The organism is Leifsonia soli, assembly GCF_013408745.1.
GTDB classification, from domain to species: domain Bacteria; phylum Actinomycetota; class Actinomycetes; order Actinomycetales; family Microbacteriaceae; genus Leifsonia; species Leifsonia soli.
The window spans coordinates 724751-742139 of record NZ_JACCBJ010000001.1 but is presented as its reverse complement, the minus strand read 5'-3'; the positions used below and the strand labels follow the sequence as shown (position 1 = coordinate 742139).

Genomic DNA, 17389 nt, shown 5'->3' with positions numbered 1-17389 from the left:
CTCTCGACGTTAATCCGTCACGAACTCGCCGTTTTCGCCGGTTCGTGCCACGAATATGTGTGCTGAGAATACATGGATTGCAACGTTTTGCAACCACGATCGGAACGCAGATTTACACGATCGAAACCAAACCGAGCGCGACTCTTCACACTGTGCCGCGCGCCTGGGTAGGCTGATCCTTCGCCGTCGAACGGCTCGAGGAGGTGCCCGACCGCATGCGTGTGACCCGGCTGGACATCCCCGACGCGCTCGGCACCCCCAACTCCGCCGCCTTCGAGGAGATGGTCGGCGTCCTCAACGGCATCGTCGTCGATCTGTGGGGCGACGACGACTTCGTCGAGACGGCCGATCAGGCACTCGCGGCGCATCGCGAGCAGGACTACGTCGAGCGGATCGTCTTCGTCGCGATCGAGGAGGGCACGATCGTCGGCCGGGTGGAGGCGATCTTCCCGCTCGACGAGGACTCCGAGACGGTGTCGCTGCTGGTGGATGTCGTTCCGGCGCTCCGCGGGCGCGGCATCGGAGCGGCGCTGCTCGCGAAAGGCGAGGAGCTCGCGGCCGACGGCGGACGGCGCGTCGTCTCGGCGTACACCGAGCACCCCGTCCGGACGCTGGAGGGCGCCGACCGTCTGGTGCGGGCCCCAGCGGGCACCGCCGGGCTGCCCGCGTCATCCCGGGATGTGCGCTTCGCGCTGCGGCACGGCTACCGGCTGGGTCAGATCGAGCGGTCGAGCGAGCTGCACCTGCCGCTCCCGCCGGAGCGCGAGGCCGGCCTGACCATGACGCCCGGCGGCTTCCGCCTGGTGTCGTGGTGGGGCGCCGCCCCGAACGATCTGCTGGAGCGGTTCGCCGCGATGAAGGCGCGGATGTCGACCGACATCCCGCAGGGCGGCATCGCCGTCGACCCGGAGGACTGGGACGGGGAGCGGGTGCGCTCGCAGGAGCGGACGCTCGTCGCCCGGGGCGAGCCGCTGCTCGTCACGGCGGCGGTCCACGAGGCGACCGGCGAGATCGCGGCGTACACCGAGCTGGCCGTCCCCGCCGACGGGACGAAGGCCGAGCAGTACGACACCCTCGTGGCGCGCGCGCACCGCGGCCACCGGCTGGGCACCGCGGTGAAGCTCCGGAACATCCAGGAGCTGGGCCGCCTCGCACCGCACATCCGGCGCATCCTCACCTGGAACGCCGACGAGAACGACCCGATGCTCGCGATCAACCGCGCCTTCGGCTTCCGGCCGCACGCGCTCACCGGCCACTGGCAGAAGACCGTCGGCTGATCGGCAGCCCGCCGCGAGCGGAGGCCGCGCCGGCGAAAGGGAGGAGTTCGTGGCTGCGCACCGGCGTGTCGGCTGTGAACGGAGGCGATCGCGGGCGAACGGGCGACGCGACTCCTCCGTTTCCGCAACGACGAAGGGATCGGAGCGGAGGTTCCGGCGGTCAGCTCGCGGCAGGCAGGGGGCGGGCCCGTCGCAGCCTCTGGCAATGCGGGCAGAAGTGCGACCCGCGGTTCATGAACTGCTCGCGCACGATCAGCGTGCCGCAGCGCGGGCACGGCCGGCCCTGGCGTCCGTAGGCGTTGAGGCTGTGCGCGAAGTACCCCGAGGCGCCGTTCACGTTGACGTACTGCGCGTCGAAACTGGTCCCGCCCTCGGCGAGGGCCCTGTCGAGCACGTGGCGCACCTCCGCGAGCAGGCTGCGCACCTTCGCCCGGCTGAGCGAGTTCGCCGGCTGGGCGTAGTGGATGCGCGCGGCCCAGAGCGCCTCGTCGGCGTAGATGTTGCCGATGCCGCTGACCAGCGTCTGATCGAGCAGGGCGCGCTTGATGCCCGTGTTCTTGCGGGAGAGCGCCGCGGCGAAGCCGGCGTCGTCGAAGGCGGGATCGAGCGGGTCGCGGGCGATGTGGGTCACCTGGGTCGGCACGAGCGGCTCGTCGGTGCCCCGGCCGCCCGGCGCGCCGTCCGCGGTGGGGACGAGCGCGTCCACCGCCATGGAGCCGAAGATCCGCTGGTCGACGAAATCGACCAAGAGCTCGCCGTGCACGGGATGCTCGATGTGCAGACGGATGCGCAGCAGCCCCGCTTCCTCGGTTCCGGGCTCCCGCAGGAGGATCTGGCCGCTCATTCCCAGGTGGGCCACGATGGCGCGTCGCGGATCGCCGGCCAGCGGGATCCACAGGAACTTGCCCCGGCGCACCGGCTGCTCCATGACCCGGCCGGTCAGGAGCGCCTCGAACGCGCCGGCGACGGGGTCGTGCCGCTTCAGCGATCGCGGCTCGAAGACCTCGACCCCGAGGATGGTCGCGCCGGTGACCGCGGGCGCCAGGCCCGCGCGGACGACCTCAACCTCGGGAAGCTCGGGCACGTCGTCTCGTCAGTTCCGTCCAGGCGCTCAGCGCCGCGGCCATCTCGGCCTGTTTCTTGCTCGTCCCTTCGCCCGTGGCGGTGACGAGCCCGCCCACCTCGACCGTGGCGTGGAAGATCTTGGAGTGGTCCGGGCCGGTGTTCGTCACCGTGTAGACGGGAAGGCCCGCGCCGCGGTGGGCCGCGACCTCCTGCAGGCTGGTCTTCGGATCCATGGCCGCGCCGAAACGGTCCGGGTCGTCGAGCAGCGGCTCGACCAACCGCAGGACGAGTGCGGTCGCGGCATCGCCTCCCGCGTCCAGGTACGTCGCTCCGATGAGCGCCTCGACCGTGTCCGCGAGGATGGACGCCTTCTCGCGGCCGCCGCTCTGGTTCTCGCCGCGGCCCAGCCGGAGGTACTCCCCCAGTCCGATGCCGCGTGCGACCTCGGCCAGGGCGACCGAGCTCACGAGACTGGCGCGACGCTTGGCGAGCTCGCCCTCGTCGAGGTCCGGGTTCTCCCGGAACAGCTTGACCGTGACGGCCTGCCCGAGGATCGAGTCGCCGAGGAACTCGAGGCGCTCGTTGTTGGGGATGCCCCCGTGCTCGTACGCGTACGAGCGGTGGGTCAGCGCAAGCTCGAGAAGCTCGGGGTCGATGACGACCCCGAGCTTCTCGAGAAGTGCTGTGCGGTCAGTGTTCTCTCCGACCACCGTGTTCACCGATCGTCAGCGACGATCAGACGTCGGCGACCTTGCGGCCCTTGTACTCGAGGAAGAGGGCGGTGCCCGCAGAGTCCTCGACGACCTTCGCGCGGTGCGGCAGGCTGTAGGTGACCTTGCCGTTCTCGATCGTCTTGACGAGCGTGGGGACCTCAGCCTTCCACTGCGAACGACGGGCGTGGGTGTTGGCGCGCGACTGCTTCCGCTTCGGGACGGCCATGACTATCTCTTCTCTGTGTTCGGTCGGGGTTCATCGGTGTCGGAAGCCTGGAAGGCCGCAAGCGCAGACCAGCGCGGATCGACGATCTGCGACGGCTCGCGGTCCGGTACATCCGCCAGCCTCTCCCCGGTCTCGGGGTCGAGACCTGGGCAGTCCGGCCGGCACACCGGCTGGAACGGCAGTGCCAGCACTACCGCATCCCTGATCAGAGGTTCAAGATCCACGTGGTCGTCGTGAACCTCATGATCGAAAGCTTCGTCAGAAGAATACGCGAAAAGTTCTTGGAAATCGACTTGGACGGTCTGCTCGATGTCGATCAGGCAGCGGCCGCACACGCCGACGGCGGTCGTCTGGGCGTCTCCGGTCGCGAGGATTCCCTCGTGCATCGACTCCAGACGGAGGTCGAGATCGATGGTCTCGCCCTCCGGGACGCCGATCAGGCCCTCGCCGAGTTTCTCCGACACAGGAATGGAGATGCGCTGTTCGCGCATCGTGCCCGGGCGGCGGATGAGGTCGTACACATTGACGGTGTACGGCGAGTTCTTGGTGGTCACGAGCGACTATTTTACGCCGCTCCACGGGGACGGACGGCGGAAGGCCAGCCCGCTGGCAGCAAGGACACAGGAATGAGCAGCGCTTTCGTCCGCAGCACGGGGCCGGCCTGCGCCTCCAGGGCCGACAGGACGGTCTCGAGATCGTCCGAGAGGCCGCCCGCCCAGCGGCGGGTCGGCGGACCGTAGGCGTCGCGTTCGAGTTCGCCGAGCAGCCGGAGCACCGCGTCCTCCGCCGGCGTCCCGGCCACCGCCGCGGCGACCCGCCCGGCGAAGACGCGGGGGGTCTCGGTCGGCGGGGCGGTCCAGCCCAGGTCGCGCACGGTGTCGCGCAGCTCGTCCCAGACGATGGATGCTCCTCCCCACTCGTCGGTCAGCTCACGCAGCCGTCTGCGCCGCCGCATCCTGCGCCAGACCGCCGGGACGAGCAGCACGACGATGACGAGGAGAGCCACCCCGATGCCGGTCGCGAGCGGCTGCGCGCCCGACGACGGCGTGAACGTGGCCGACCCGGCCGGGTTGGCGGGGTCGGTCGGCACGAGTGCGCGCGGTGCGGAGCTGGAGGTGGCGGCCGAGCTCGGCGGCGCCGCGGCCGGGTCGGTCTGCGGGCGGGTGTAGTCGGGGACCGTGCCGCGGCCGACGGTCGGCTCGAACGACACCCAGCCCACACCGGCGAAGTAGAGCTCGGGCCACGCGTGCAGGTCGTCGCTCGTCACCGTGTACTCGCCGGGGTTGGTCGCCGTCCCCCCGCTGGTCGCACCCGGCAGATAACCCTCCGCCACCCGCGACGGGATGCCGAGGGTGCGGGCCATCAGCGCCATCGCGGACGCGAAGTGCACGCAGTACCCGCTCTTCACCTCGAGGAACCTCGCGATCACCCGTGCGCCGTCCCCGTCGTATCCCTGCTTGAGCGGGGTCTGCGTGGAGTAGACGAAGCCGTTGTCTCGGAAGTAGTCCTGCAGGGCGACCGCCTTGTCGTACTCGGAGATGGCATCCTTCGTCGCGGTGAGCGCCGTGTCCTCGATGATCGACGGCAGATTGGGCGGCAGGAAGAGGTCGCGCTGAACCTCGACCGGAACGAACCCGCCCGCGGCCTTCAGCTGGTCGACCGTCGGCTGCAGCACCAGGGAGGTCGCGGTGTACTTCTGCCCTTGCGTCGTGGAGTTGATGCCGCCGATCGTCAGGTCGTCCGGGTCCCACGACCAGGTGCCGCTCAGGCCCTTCACCGACTGGACGGGCGCCGGGGCGGGAAGCCAGCGGCTCGTCATGTTGTCGATGGCGACCGTCGTGGTGATCTTCGTCGTCTTGACGGTGTCCGAGAGCCCGGCGACCGGGCCGATCTTGGCGCCATCGCTCAGGCGGTTGGTGTCGCGCTCCCGGTGCTTCCACACCGAGCCGGTGAACTGGTCGAGCGAGGCGAGCTTGAGGTACTGGCCGGTGGCCGCGCTTGTCGTGTACGTGAGGGCGCGCACCGCCGCGGGTCGGCGGAGGTCCTTGCCGAGGTCGACCAGCGGCGTGACGGTGCCGCCGATCGAGATTCCCCCTGCGGTGAAGGAGGTCGCGCCGCCCTGGTCGAAGCCGGGGGCCGTGCCGGCGAGCACGACCGCGATCGTCACCGCGGACGCGCCGACCGAGAGCGCTGCACCGGGGCGCGGTGTGCCCGGGCGGCGGCTGCGCACGTCGCAGCGCAGCAGCCACAGGTAGGCGGCCGCCGACGCGGCCAGCGCGATCGGGTCGAGACCGTCGCCGAGCAGCGCGCCCGGCACGACGAGCACCGCCGCGATGCCGATCGCCGCGAAAGCGGGCGTGCGGACCGCCACGGCGAGGGTGTCGAGGATGAGCGCGAGCAGGCACCCGCCGCCCACGACGAGGAACAGGAACTCGGGCAGTGCCTCCGCCGGTGTTCCCTGCTGGTAGATCGAGAGCATCGCCTGCTGGAGGTACTGCATCCAGTTCGTGACCGTCGTCGGGGTGGGGATGACCCCGAGCAGCCCGCTCCCCCGGCCGAACGCCACGGTCATGATCGCCGCCGACTCCACGAGCAGCAGCACGGGCACGACGCCCTTCGGGATGCCGAGGCTGCGGAGTCCGGCACCGGTGACGAGCACTGCGGAGGCGGTCGCCACCAGGGCGAACCACCAGCCGACGCCCTGGATGAGCCCGGAGAGCGCGTAGCTCAGCGCCACCACCTGCAGCACGAGTGCGCCGGTGATGCGCCAGTAGCCGACCCGGCGCCGCACGCCGACGCGAGAGACGGGGAACGCCACGGACTCAGTCGCCACGCGCCACCGCCCCCGCACGCTGCCGCCGGAGGGCGCGCTGCCAGCACTCGGCGGGGTCGTCCCCCGCGGCGAAGGTCACGCAGAGCCAGCCGGCGTCGGCGAGCACCTCCGCCGTCTCCTGCGGCAGGGTCGCACCCACGAACGCCACCGCCGGATCGCCCATGGACCGCAGGGCCGCGAGAGCACCCAGCTCCGCCGGCGGCGACCCGGCCAGCACGGCGAACACCGGGACGGGCCGTCCGGCGCGGCGCAGGCCGGCACCGAGCTCGGCGACCGCGTCGTCGCGGGACGCGACACTGGTCTCGACCGCCGCGAGGTCGGCCAGGAGCATGCGGTCGGCGCTGCCGACGTCGTACGTCGCCGTCGTCGCCCCCATCGTCCCGGTGCGGCCCGCGCCGCTGCGACCGGACAGCTGACGCTCGCCGGTCTCGACGACGCTCACCGCGAATCCTTCGTCCAGCAGGTGCACGCCGATCGAGGCGACCAGGTCGACGAGGGTCTCGAACTCGTCGGCCGCCTCCGGGGTGTGCGGCGGCAGGGGGCGGGTGTCCATCAGCATCCACGCCTCCGGGTTGCTCCGCTGCTCCTCCTGGCGCACCATCAGCTGATCGTGCCGCGCGGTGGCCCTCCAGTGCACGCGACGCAGCGGGTCGCCCGGCCGGTACTCCCGCGCGATGAGCTCGTCGGCGCTCGGGATGCTGTGGCGCAGGAGCTCGTGCTCCGTTCCCTCGCTGTGGGCGACATCCAGCTCGCCGCGGGAGAGCGGGACGACGCGCGGGGTGACCAGCAGCTGACGAGGCTGTCCGATCGCGTACTCGGCGTAGGCGATCCCGAACGGGTCGGCGCGGCTCACCACCAGCGGCCCGACGGGATGCGCGCCCCGGCGCTCCGGGACGACGTCCTGGCGGAGCACGACGGTGTCCCGCCCGAGGCGACTGTCGGCCTGATGGCCTTCGAGCCGCGGGAAGGGCGCCGAGCCCTGCACGCCCACCGCGGCCGGAGCGGACTCCCGCCAGTGCGCGGCGGGGCTCGGGCGCGGCGCCTGGTTGCGCGCCGTCGTGACGATGGTGGCCTTCTCCCCCACCGCCACCACATCCGGATGGAAGCTGCGGGTGACGGTCAGCCGGGGCCGGTCGACGGTGACGGAGATCATCGCGGCCAGCGGGAGCACGGTCAGGAAGACGCCGACGAAGAGCACGTCCGTCCGCCCGAAGAGGGCGGAGGCGACGAGCGCCACCACCCCGACGGCGCCGAGGGTCCAGCCGCGGGCGGTCGGACGCGGCCGCTTCAGCGGAGAGGAGGAACGGCCGCCCTGCGGCATGTCAGCGACCCGTCGCGCCCGGCGCCGCGGCCCCGCCGGAGCCGACGGGCACCGGTGTCGACGCGACGATCCGGCGGACGATGTCCGCGATCACGGGCGCGCTCTCGTGGTGGTGCCCGAGCGCCCGGCTGGTCGGCAGCAGCCGGTGGCCGAGCACCGGAACGGCCAGCGCGTCCACGTCATCGGGGAGGACGAAGTCGCGGCCGGCGAGCGCCGCCATCGCCTTCGCCGCGCGGATGAGCTGGAGGGTGGCCCGCGGGCTCGCGCCGAGCCGCAGGTCGCGGTCCTCGCGCGTCGCTCGCACCAGGTCGACGGCGTACTGCTTGACCGGCGTCGAGGCGAACACGGCGCGGGCGGTCACCATCATCGCGCGCAGTTCGTCCGACGTGACCACCGGCCGGATGCGCGACAGCGGGCTGGAGGTGTCGCGCGTCGTCAGCATGGCGAGTTCGGAGTCCTCGTCCGGGTAGCCCATCGCGATGCGTGCCATGAACCGGTCCCGCTGCGCCTCCGGCAGCGCGTAGGTGCCCTCCATCTCGACCGGGTTCTGCGTCGCGACCACGATGAAGGGCGCCGCGAGCGGATAGGTGGAGCCGTCGACGGTGACCTGGCGCTCCTCCATGCACTCCAGCAGTGCGGACTGCGTCTTCGGGCTCGCGCGGTTGATCTCGTCGCCGATCACGATGTTCGCGAAGATCGCACCCGGCTTGAACTCGAACCGGCGCTCGGCCTGGTTGTAGACCGACACACCGGTCACATCGCTCGGCAGCAGATCCGGGGTGAACTGGATGCGGCTGACGGTGCAGTCGACCGACTTGGCCAGCGACTTCGCCAGCATGGTCTTCCCGACGCCGGGCACATCCTCGATGAGCAGGTGCCCCTCGGCCAGCAGGACCACCAGAGCGGTCTGCACCGCCTCGTGCTTCCCGTCGATCACCGACTCCACGTTGGCGGTGATCTGCTCCGCGGCGCGCCGCAGCTCGTCGAGGTCCATGAGAGGAGCTGTGCCCGCGTCCTCCTCGGGTGCGACGGAGGACTCGGTGGGCTGGCGCGTCGCGTAACTGTTCATGACTCCCCCGGCTAGGTCTCTTGGAGGTACTCGTGCACGGCCGGCGGCACGTACGGGCTCACGTCACCGCCCAGAGCCGACACCTGACGCACCAGAGAGCTGGAGACGTGGGCGTTGGCCGGGTTCGGCAGCAGGAAGACGGTCTCGACCTCGGCCAGGTGGCGGTTCACGATCGCCATGGGCGTCTCGTAGGCGACGTCGACCGACGACCGGATGCCCTTCACCAGCACGTGGGCGCCGACGTCGGTGCAGTAGTCGACGAGCAGCCCGACCGACCAGGAGGCGATGACGATGTTCCCGACGATGCCGGCATCCTCGATCGATCGCTCCAGCAGGGCCACGCGCTGCGCGATGGGCAGCAGGGCCGACTTGTCCGGGTTGTGGACCACCACGACGTGGACCTCGTCCCACAGACCGGCGGCACGCTCGATCACATCGAGGTGCCCGAGGGTGACCGGGTCGAACGATCCAGGGACAACGGCGATCCTGTTCATAGACCCCCAGACTATCCCGCGGTTCCCGGCATTTCGTTGTGAATCCGTTACCAACGGGTTTCGTCCGGGCGGCTCAGGACTTGCCGAGGAACGCCCGCTCGCTCTCGTCGAGCCTGCGGGCCAGCGCCGCGGCCAGCGCGGGATGCTCGGCGAGCGGCGGATCCTCCTCGAGGGTCTCCTCCGCGGCGACCCTCGCCTCAGCGATCAGCTCGCCGTCGGTCGCGACGCGCAGCAGCCGGAGAGACGATCGACCGCCCGACTGACGGCTCCCGAGCACATCGCCTTCGCGGCGCAGCTCGAGGTCGATGGTGGCCAGCTCGAACCCGTCCAGCGTCGCCGCGACGGCGTCGACCCGCTCCCGGGCGAGGGTGCCCTGCTCCGCCGCCGTGACGAGGAGGCAGAGGCCGGGGATCTCGCCGCGCCCGACACGGCCGCGCAGCTGGTGCAGCTGCGACACACCGAACCGGTCCGCATCCAGCACCACCATCGCCGAGGCGTTCGGCACGTTCACCCCGACCTCGATCACTGTCGTCGCGATCAGCAGGTCGATGGCGCCCGCCGCGAACGCGCGCATGACCTCGTCCTTCTCGTCCGACGGCAGGCGGCCGTGCAGCACGCCGATCCGCGAGCCCGCGAACAGCGGGTCGGCGCGCACCTGCGCGGCGACTGCCTCCACATTCGCGATCGGCCGCGGCGGAGCCCCGTCGGCATCCGGCTCGTCGGGCTCCGGCTCCTCGCCGTCGTCCTCCGCATCCTTGCCCGAGATCGCCGGGCACACCACGAACACCTGGCGGCCCTTCGCGATCTCCTCCGATGCGCGCTCCCAGATCCGGCGCTCCCATCCGGGGCGGTCGGCGAGCGGCACGACGAAGCTCTCGATGCCCTGCCGCCCCGCGGGCAGCTGCGCGATCGTCGACACGTCCAGGTCGCCGAACACGGTCATCGCGACCGTGCGCGGGATGGGCGTCGCGGTCAGCACCAGCACGTGCGGCGGAGTGCCGCCCTTCGCGCGAAGCGCCTCCCGCTGCTCGACGCCGAAGCGGTGCTGCTCGTCGACCACCACCAGCCCCAGATCGAAGAAGGTGACCGCGTCGCCGAGGAGGGCGTGCGTCCCGACGACGATGCGGGCCTGCCCGGACACGGTCCGCAGGAGTGCGCGCTTCCGCTCTGCGGCCGAGAGCTGGCCGGTGAGGAGGGTCGGCATGAGCTGCGCCGAGAGATCGGGGCCGAGCATCGCTGCGATGGACCGCAGGTGCTGCGCGGCGAGCACCTCCGTCGGCGCGAGCAGGGCCGACTGCCCGCCGGAATCGGCGACGGCGAGCATGGCGCGCAGCGCCACGAGCGTCTTGCCGGAGCCGACCTCGCCCTGCACCAGACGGTGCATCGCCGCGGTTCCGGCCAGGTCGCGCGCGATCTCGCCGCCCACCACATCCTGGTCGCCGGTGAGCGAGAAGGGCAGGGCGGCATCGAATCGTTCGAGCAGCCCTCCGGGCACGGCCGCGCGCGGCGTGGCCGCGACCTGCCGGGACGCGGCACGCTGCTGCAGCAGCGCCGCCTGGAGGACGAACGCCTCCTGGAATCGCAGCGTGTCGCGCGCCCGCTGCCACTGCGCATCCTTCTGCGGCCGGTGGATCCCCTCAAGCGCATCGCGGTACGGCACCAGCCCGCGCTCCACGACGACGCGGTCGGGCACCGGATCGTCCACAGGCCCGAGCGCGTCCAGGGCGAGCCCGACGGCCTTCTGCACCTGCCAGCTGGCCACCGTGCCCGTCGCCGGGTAGATCGGGATGGGCGTCTGCGCCCACTCCTTCGCGGCAGCGCTGCCGGGGATCACCGCGTTCTCCGCATCCGGCTCGAACAGCTCGTAGTCGGGATGCGCGAGCTGCAGGGCGCCGCGGTACGCCGACACCTTGCCCGCGAAGATACCGCGGACGCCGGGAAGGAGCTCGCGCGAGCGCCATGCCTGATTGAAGAAGGTGAGGGTCAGGATGCCCTCGCCGTCGGAGATCTTCACCTCGAGGATGCTGCCGCGCCTGGCCCGCATCGGGCGCTCCTGCACCCGCAGCACCTCGGCGATGATCGTCACGTTCTCGTCGAGCGGCAGGTTCGCCAGTGCCGTCAGCTCACCCCGCTTGGCGTACCGCCGCGGGAAGTGGCTCAGCAGGTCGGCCACCGTGCGCATCCCGAACGCCTTCTCGAACGCGGACGCTGTGCGTCCCCCGAGCACGCCGCTCAGCCGGGTGTCGAGACCGACGGTGCCGGCGTCAGCAGGCCCGGAGCCGGCCGGGGCGGGGGCGGAGGTCATGACTCGATCGTATTCTTCCCCTCCGGCATTCCACCGCCGGGATCACCGGTCGTGCGGTCACGTCTCGTCCGGTGCGCTCGACAGCGCCTCCAGCTCGGCCTGTACCGCCGGCTCGTCCGGACGCTCCGACGCCAGGCGCCGCTGGATCTCGCGCGCCTCGGACGTCCGGCCGAGCTCGCGGAGGCAGCGTCCGACGGCCCAGTGCGCGGCGAACTGCTGATCGAGGGTGCCGTACGCCTCCGCGTACTCCACCGCGTCCTCGAACGAGGCGAGCGCGGCATCCGCGTCGCCGTCGCGCAGAAGCACCCAGCCGCGCAGGTCGTACAGCACAGTACCCCAGCGCAGGGTGCGCGGGTCGCCGGTCGCCGCGAGGTCGGAGAGACCCTCCTCGATCCACTGCAGCGCCCGCGGGCGGTCGGCGTCGGCGAGCACGAGCGCCGACTCGACCCCGAGCGAGAGATCGCCGTCGCGGCGGGCGGCTCGGAGCGCGGCCTCCAGAACGGGAACCGCATCATCCGATCGGCCGGAGGCGGTCCGGAGCCGGCCGCGCTCGAGCAGCACCCGCACTTCCAGCACCCCTCCCGCCGGCTCCAGCGACTCGAGGAGCGCCTCCGCCTCGTCGAAGCGGCCCTGCAGCCCGAGCGCGCGGGCACGCTGGGTCTCGAGCTCGGCCCGGACGACCTCCGACCGGTCCCGTTCGGCGGCAGCAGCGGCCAGCCGTTCTGCGGAGGCGATCGGGTCGCCGGGAAGCCACAGCGCGTCGAGCTCTGCCTGCTCCAGGCGTTCCTCCATGCCCATATCTTGGCGGCACTCCGGGTGCCGACGCTAGGCTCGGGGGGCCATGACCCGCATCGTCTCCGGATTCGCCGGCTCGCTCAGCCTCCAGGTGCCGAAGAGCGGCACCCGCCCCACCAGCGACCGGGTGCGCGAGGCGATCTTCTCGGCGCTGGACGCGCGCGATGCGCTGCACGGAGCCCGCGTCCTCGACCTCTACGCGGGATCGGGCGCCCTCGGGCTCGAGGCTGCCAGCCGCGGCGCCGCCTCCGTCGTGCTCGTCGAGAGGGCGGCGGCGGCCGCGCAGGTAGGCAAGCGCAATGCGGCCGCGGTCGTCTCGGCGGCGCGCGCGGCGCGGGTGCCTGTTCCCGCGATCGACGTGCGGACGTCGGCCGTGCAGGCGTATCTCGGTGCCGCCCGCGGACCGTTCGACGTCGTGTTCATCGACCCGCCGTACGACGTGCCCGACGCGGAGCTGCTCGCGGTGCTGACCGCGCTGGAGCCGCTCCTCGCCGACGACGCCGAGGTCTGCGTCGAGCGGAGCACCCGCACGCCGGACCCCAGCCTCCCCGCCGGTCTCGCACTCATGCGCCGCAAATCCTACGGCGAGACCGCCATCCACTGGCTCACCCCCGACCGCCCCTGATCCCCCACCGTCGAGTCCGCACAAATTGCACGCTCACGGGGGTGTTCGTGTGCAATTTGTGCGGACTCGACGGTGGGGGCGAGAGGCGGGGGGGCGCGGGGCGGAGGGGGGTCAGCCGCGGCGGCCGTCCCATTCGAGGTAGGGGTCCCAGCCGCCACGCTCGTCGAAGGGGCGGCCGCCGACGCGGAGGCCCCGGCCTTCGTGGACGGCGCCGATGGTGCGGAACCCGCCGGGGAGGCGCGTCCCGGGCGGGAAGGTGGCCAGCAGGCCGTGGTCCTCTCCCCCGGTGAGCGCTGTGCGGAGGTCCGGGCCGAGAGCGGCCGGATCCAGGTCGATCGCGACGCCGCTCGCCTCCGCGACCCGGCGCGCGTCGAGCGCGAGCCCGTCGCTCAGATCGAGCATCGCGGTGGCGCCCGCGTCTGCCGCGAGCGGGCCGTCGCCGATCGGCGGACGCGGACGCAGCTGGGCCGAGACGGTGTCGGGATGGGCGGCCACGACGGCCGCGAGACGGGACGCGTCCGGCTCTCCCGCCGCATCCACCGCCTCCGTGAACAGCGCGTGCAGCCCGGCGGCGGCCCTCCCCAGGGCACCGGACACCGCCACGACGTCGCCGGGGCGCGCCCCGCTGCGCAGCACCGGACGACGGCCGCCCAGGTCGCCGAAGGCCGTCACCGCGAACGTCAGGGTGGCCGACACCGACAGGTCGCCGCCGACGACGCCGCATCCCGGAGCCAGCTCCGTGCAGGCCAGCCGGAAGCCGTCGGCCACGCCCTCCAGCCAGGCGACCGGCGTCTCCGGCGGCGCGGCGATGGCGACGACGAGGGCGGTCGGGACGGCGCCCATCGCGGCGATGTCCGACAGGTTCGTCGCGGCGGCCTTCCAGCCGAGGTCCTCCGGTCCCGACCATGCCAGCCGGAAGTCCGGGCCGTGCACCATCATGTCGGTGGTCACCACGAAGCGCCCGTCCGGGGCGGCGAGCACCGCCGCATCGTCGCCCGGACCCACGAGCGTGGCGTCGGACTCCGGGAGCCGCGGGAAGATGCGCCTGAGCGCCTCCCGCTCCGACGCCTCCCCGATGGTGGTGCCGGCCGCGTCGCTCCCAGAGATTCCCATGATCTGAAACGGTAGCCTGAATCCGATGATGTCCCGTCGCCGCGCCCTTCCTGCCGTCCTGCTCGCGGGCGCCGCCCTGCTCCTCGCCGGCTGTGCGCCCACCGTCTCCCTCGACCCCGCCGCGAACAGCAACGCCCCCGGCTGCGCTGAGATCAGCGTGCGCCTTCCCGACTCCGTCGCCGACAAGGCGAAGCGGGAGACGGATGCGCAGGCGACCGGCGCGTGGGGCGACCCGGCGGCCGTGATCCTGCGCTGCGGCGTCCCGCCGATCGGACCGACGACCAAGCCGTGCATCACCGTCAACGGCGTCGACTGGGTGCTCATGACGGACCCGGCCGCGAAGACGATCGTCTACCAGACCTTCGGCCGCACCCCCGCGACCGAGGTCATCATCGACCACGTCTCCGGCGTCTCGGACTCGTCGGTGCTGCCCGAGTTCGCCAGCGCCGTCTCGTCGGTGAAGCAGACGCAGAAATGCCTGTCGACCCTCGACACGGACCCGACGGCGAGCCCGACCCCGAGTCCCTGACCTCCGCCCCGGTGCGACATCTGGTCGCCACTCGACCCGGATTCCGGCACCGAGTCACGACTCGGTGAGCGAAAGTCCGGGTCAGGCGGCGCGTGCGATGGCGACCTGGATGAGCTCGTCGATCAGAGCGGGATAGTTCACGCCGGACTCCTGCCAGCAGCGCGGGAACATCGAGATCGGGGTGAACCCCGGCATCGTGTTGATCTCGTTGATGACGAAGCCGTCAGCCGTCAGGAAGAAGTCGACGCGCGCGAGACCCTCCCCGCCGATGGCGTCGAAGCCGCGGATGGCGAGCTCGCGCATCTCCGCCAGCTGCGCGTCCGTGAGGTCGGCCGGGCACACCAGATCGATGCCCGGCGCGTCCAGGTACTTCGCCGCGAAGTCGTAGAAGTCGCGGCCGCTGACCACGATCTCGCCCGCGACCGAGGCCCGGGCCGGCTCGCCGGGCCGTCCGCCGAGCACGGCGATCTCGACCTCGCGGCCCGTGACCATCGACTCGATGAGCACCCGGTCGTCCTCGGCCAGCGCGATCTCCATCGCCCCGTCGAGCTCCGACCAGTCCTTGACCTTCGTCACGCCGACGCTGGACCCCGCCCGGGCCGGCTTCACGAACGCGGGAAGGCCCAGCTCGCGTGCTGCGTCGCGCACCGCATCCGCGCCGGTGCTCCACTCGTAGGCGCTCACCGTGACCCACGGGGCCACCGGGATGCCCGCCTGCTGCAGCACGGTCTTGGTGAAGTGCTTGTCCATGCCCAGCGCGCTCGCGAGCACGCCGCTGCCGACGTACGGAAGCCCGACGAGCTCCAGCATCCCCTGGAGCGTGCCGTCCTCGCCCCACGGACCGTGCAGGATCGGGAAGACGATGTCCACCTCGCCGAGCGACGAGCGCACGCCGTCACGGTCGACGACCGACAGCTCGCGGGTCGCGACGCTGTCCGGCCACAGGATGCGCGAGCCGTTGTCCTCGACCTCCGGCAGCTTCTCCCGGTTCAGCGCGAAGCGGGATGCGTCGTCCGGCTGCAGCGTGAATGCGCCGTCCCGCGTGATCCCGACCGGGATGACCTCGTACCTGTCGCGGTCGATCGCCTCAAGGACGCCTGCCGCCGTCGCGCAGCTGATCGAATGCTCGCTTGAGCGACCCCCAAACAGAAGTGCGACCGCGACCTTGTCCGTCATCCGTAGTCCTTTCGCCTTGCGGCTCGTCCGAATCCGTCGTGAGATGCGGTGCGATGTCTTTTGGATCGAGCGTACCGGCGAGCACTTGGCTCACCTGACGCACGATCGGCATGTCCACGCCACGCGCCTCGGCGAGGTGCAGGATGGGCGCGACCGAGGCGAGACCCTCGGCCGTCTGGTTCATCTGCTTCACGACGTCGTGGAAGCCGTAGCCCTGACCGAGCAGTCGGCCGGCCGTGTTGTTCCTGCTCAGCGGCGACTCGCACGTCGCGATGAGGTCGCCGAGACCGGCGAGACCCGACAGCGTCTCGGGCTGCGCGCCGTACGCCACGGCGAAGTCGGTCATCTCGACCAGGCCGCGCGTGATGATCGACGCCTTCGTGTTCTCGCCGTAGCCGACGCCGTCCACGATGCCGATCGCCACGGCGATCAGATTCTTCAGCACACCGCCGAACTCGGTCCCGATGACATCGGTGTTGACGAAGCTGCGGAAGTAGCGGTTGGTCGCCGCGACAGCGACCGCCTGCGCCGTCTCCAGGCTCGCCGACGACACGACGGCCGCCGTCGGCTGCTCGCGCGCGATCTCCAGCGCCAGGTTCGGGCCGGATGCCACCGCGATCCGCTCCAGCTCGATCGGGAGGCCCTGCGCGACGACCTCGCTCATCCGCAGGCCGGTGCCCTTCTCGACGCCCTTCATGAGGCTGACGACGACGGTCTCCGGCCCGAGGAACGGGATCATCGCCTCCAGGTTGGAGCGGAGCGTCTGGCTGGGGATGGAGACGAACACCTGCTCCGCGCCGCTCATCGCTTCGCCGAGCCTGCTGGTCGCACGGAGGTTGCGCGGGAGGTTGATGCCCTCGAGGTAGTCGCTGTTGCGTTTGACCTCGTTGATCTCGCGGGCGAGCTCGGGCCGTCGCGCCCAGAGCACGACGTCGGAGCCGCCGTCGGCGAGGATCTTCGCGAACGTGGTGCCCCAGCTGCCGGCGCCGAGCACGGCGATGCGGCGGGGGCGGACGATGGGAGCCTTCACTGCCTTAGCCATCGAAGCGGCCGGTCTCCTTCTGGTTGTGCTGCGACGGATCCCAGCGCTCGGCGGGTGCCTTCTCGCCGCGGAGGTCTTCGAGCAGGGCGGTGATCGCATCCATGATGACCGCGGTCGCGTCGGTGAGGGTGGAGTTGTCGAGCGGCTTGCCCCGGAAGGCCGAGAGGTCGACCGGGTCGCCCACCTTGACGTCGATGGTCTTGCGCGGGAACCAGCTGATCTTCTTGGCGTAGCGCGCCATCACCTGCTGAGTGCCCCAGTGCGCGATCGGGATCACCGGGAGGTCGTGCTCGAGAGCCATGCGCGCCGCGCCGGTCTTGCCCCGCATGGGCCACATGTCGGGGTCACGGCTCAGCGACCCCTCCGGGTAGATGACGACGATCCGGCCCTCGTCGGCGATCTTCTGCGCCGCCTCGAGCGGAGCCGAACCGCGCGCGCTGCCCCCGCGCGACACGGGCACCTGGCCCGACCGCCGCAGGAACCAGCCGACCACCGGCACGCGGAACAGGCTCTCCTTCGCGAGGAACCTCGGGAGCCGCCCCAGCTTCCACGCGACCATGCCGATCATGACCGGGTCGATCTCGCTGTAGTGGTTGGGGGTCAGGATGAACGCGCCCGTCCGCGGGAACTTGTCGCCGTCCACGATCCGGAAGCGGGCGAGAAGGCTCCCGATCGGAACGACGAGACCGGCGAGCACCCAGAACACCGACGGTCTGCTCTTCTCGGAGCGCTGCTTCTTCACGGGCATTGCGGTTTCTGGCACCGTCCCATTATCGGTGACCCGGCGTCCCGCTCGGAGCATGCCG

General features: G+C 71.6%; 17 protein-coding genes. 3 read left to right on the top strand and 14 right to left on the bottom strand.

Annotation, left to right across the window (positions count from 1 at the left end):
- The first annotated feature begins 215 nt into the window (after positions 1 to 215).
- Positions 216 to 1277, top strand: coding sequence for a GNAT family N-acetyltransferase (locus tag BJ963_RS03615; RefSeq protein ID WP_179454683.1), 1062 nt, complete (start codon positions 216 to 218; stop codon positions 1275 to 1277).
- Positions 1278 to 1437: 160 nt separating this feature from the next.
- Here BJ963_RS03615 and mutM read toward each other — a convergent pair whose 3' ends face one another.
- The 10 genes from mutM to BJ963_RS03565 all read right to left on the bottom strand — a co-directional run bounded on the left by mutM (position 1438) and on the right by BJ963_RS03565 (position 12095).
- Positions 1438 to 2361 (bottom strand): bifunctional DNA-formamidopyrimidine glycosylase/DNA-(apurinic or apyrimidinic site) lyase, encoded by a 924-nt coding sequence (mutM, locus tag BJ963_RS03610; protein WP_179454681.1) that lies wholly within the window; start codon positions 2359 to 2361, stop codon positions 1438 to 1440.
- Complete coding sequence (gene rnc / locus BJ963_RS03605; RefSeq protein WP_089916790.1) at positions 2339 to 3052, bottom strand: ribonuclease III; 714 nt, start codon at positions 3050 to 3052, stop codon at positions 2339 to 2341. The genes mutM and rnc overlap by 23 nt, the downstream gene beginning before the upstream one ends.
- Positions 3053 to 3077: 25 nt before the next feature.
- Entirely contained in the window at positions 3078 to 3281 is a 204-nt protein-coding gene (gene rpmF, locus BJ963_RS03600) for a 50S ribosomal protein L32 (protein WP_018190667.1), read from the bottom strand.
- Positions 3282 to 3283: 2 nt separating this feature from the next.
- On the bottom strand, positions 3284 to 3835 hold the full coding sequence (locus BJ963_RS03595; RefSeq protein ID WP_089911777.1) for a YceD family protein: 552 nt from the start codon (positions 3833 to 3835) through the stop codon (positions 3284 to 3286).
- Positions 3836 to 3846: 11 nt separating this feature from the next.
- Positions 3847 to 6114, bottom strand: coding sequence for a transglutaminaseTgpA domain-containing protein (locus BJ963_RS03590; protein WP_179454679.1), 2268 nt, complete (start codon positions 6112 to 6114; stop codon positions 3847 to 3849).
- The gene (locus BJ963_RS03585) at positions 6104 to 7435 is read right to left on the bottom strand and encodes a DUF58 domain-containing protein (protein ID WP_179454677.1); all 1332 of its coding nucleotides are present in this window, start codon (positions 7433 to 7435) and stop codon (positions 6104 to 6106) included. The genes BJ963_RS03590 and BJ963_RS03585 overlap by 11 nt, the downstream gene beginning before the upstream one ends.
- A 1-nt stretch (position 7436) precedes the next feature.
- On the bottom strand, positions 7437 to 8504 hold the full coding sequence (locus BJ963_RS03580) for an AAA family ATPase (protein WP_089911783.1): 1068 nt from the start codon (positions 8502 to 8504) through the stop codon (positions 7437 to 7439).
- An 11-nt stretch (positions 8505 to 8515) separates the two neighbouring features.
- Positions 8516 to 8998, bottom strand: coding sequence for a pantetheine-phosphate adenylyltransferase (gene coaD, locus BJ963_RS03575; protein WP_089911786.1), 483 nt, complete (start codon positions 8996 to 8998; stop codon positions 8516 to 8518).
- Positions 8999 to 9071: 73 nt separating this feature from the next.
- Entirely contained in the window at positions 9072 to 11303 is a 2232-nt protein-coding gene (locus tag BJ963_RS03570; RefSeq protein ID WP_179454675.1) for an ATP-dependent DNA helicase RecG, read from the bottom strand.
- A 57-nt stretch (positions 11304 to 11360) separates the two neighbouring features.
- Positions 11361 to 12095, bottom strand: coding sequence for a tetratricopeptide repeat protein (locus BJ963_RS03565; RefSeq protein ID WP_246297981.1), 735 nt, complete (start codon positions 12093 to 12095; stop codon positions 11361 to 11363).
- A 49-nt stretch (positions 12096 to 12144) separates the two neighbouring features.
- Here BJ963_RS03565 and rsmD point away from each other — a divergent pair, with 49 nt between their 5' ends.
- Positions 12145 to 12723, top strand: a complete 579-nt coding sequence (rsmD, locus tag BJ963_RS03560; RefSeq protein WP_179454673.1) for a 16S rRNA (guanine(966)-N(2))-methyltransferase RsmD — start codon at positions 12145 to 12147, stop codon at positions 12721 to 12723.
- Between the two features lie 111 nt (positions 12724 to 12834).
- Here rsmD and thiL read toward each other — a convergent pair whose 3' ends face one another.
- On the bottom strand, positions 12835 to 13836 hold the full coding sequence (gene thiL / locus BJ963_RS03555; protein ID WP_179454671.1) for a thiamine-phosphate kinase: 1002 nt from the start codon (positions 13834 to 13836) through the stop codon (positions 12835 to 12837).
- Positions 13837 to 13861: 25 nt separating this feature from the next.
- Between thiL and BJ963_RS03550 the strand changes: the two genes are divergently transcribed.
- Positions 13862 to 14365 (top strand): DUF3515 family protein, encoded by a 504-nt coding sequence (locus tag BJ963_RS03550; RefSeq protein WP_179454669.1) that lies wholly within the window; start codon positions 13862 to 13864, stop codon positions 14363 to 14365.
- Between the two features lie 81 nt (positions 14366 to 14446).
- Here BJ963_RS03550 and BJ963_RS03545 read toward each other — a convergent pair whose 3' ends face one another.
- The 3 genes from BJ963_RS03545 to BJ963_RS03535 are packed head-to-tail and all read right to left on the bottom strand — an operon-like array spanning position 14447 to position 17331.
- A complete protein-coding gene (locus BJ963_RS03545) occupies positions 14447 to 15541 on the bottom strand; it encodes a D-alanine--D-alanine ligase family protein (RefSeq protein ID WP_179454667.1) in 1095 nt (364 codons plus the stop codon).
- Positions 15453 to 16583 (bottom strand): NAD(P)H-dependent glycerol-3-phosphate dehydrogenase, encoded by a 1131-nt coding sequence (locus BJ963_RS03540; RefSeq protein WP_179454665.1) that lies wholly within the window; start codon positions 16581 to 16583, stop codon positions 15453 to 15455. Before BJ963_RS03540 ends, BJ963_RS03545 begins: the two co-directional genes overlap by 89 nt.
- On the bottom strand, positions 16576 to 17331 hold the full coding sequence (locus BJ963_RS03535) for a lysophospholipid acyltransferase family protein (protein ID WP_089911811.1): 756 nt from the start codon (positions 17329 to 17331) through the stop codon (positions 16576 to 16578). The genes BJ963_RS03540 and BJ963_RS03535 overlap by 8 nt, the downstream gene beginning before the upstream one ends.
- Positions 17332 to 17389: the final 58 nt, after the last annotated feature.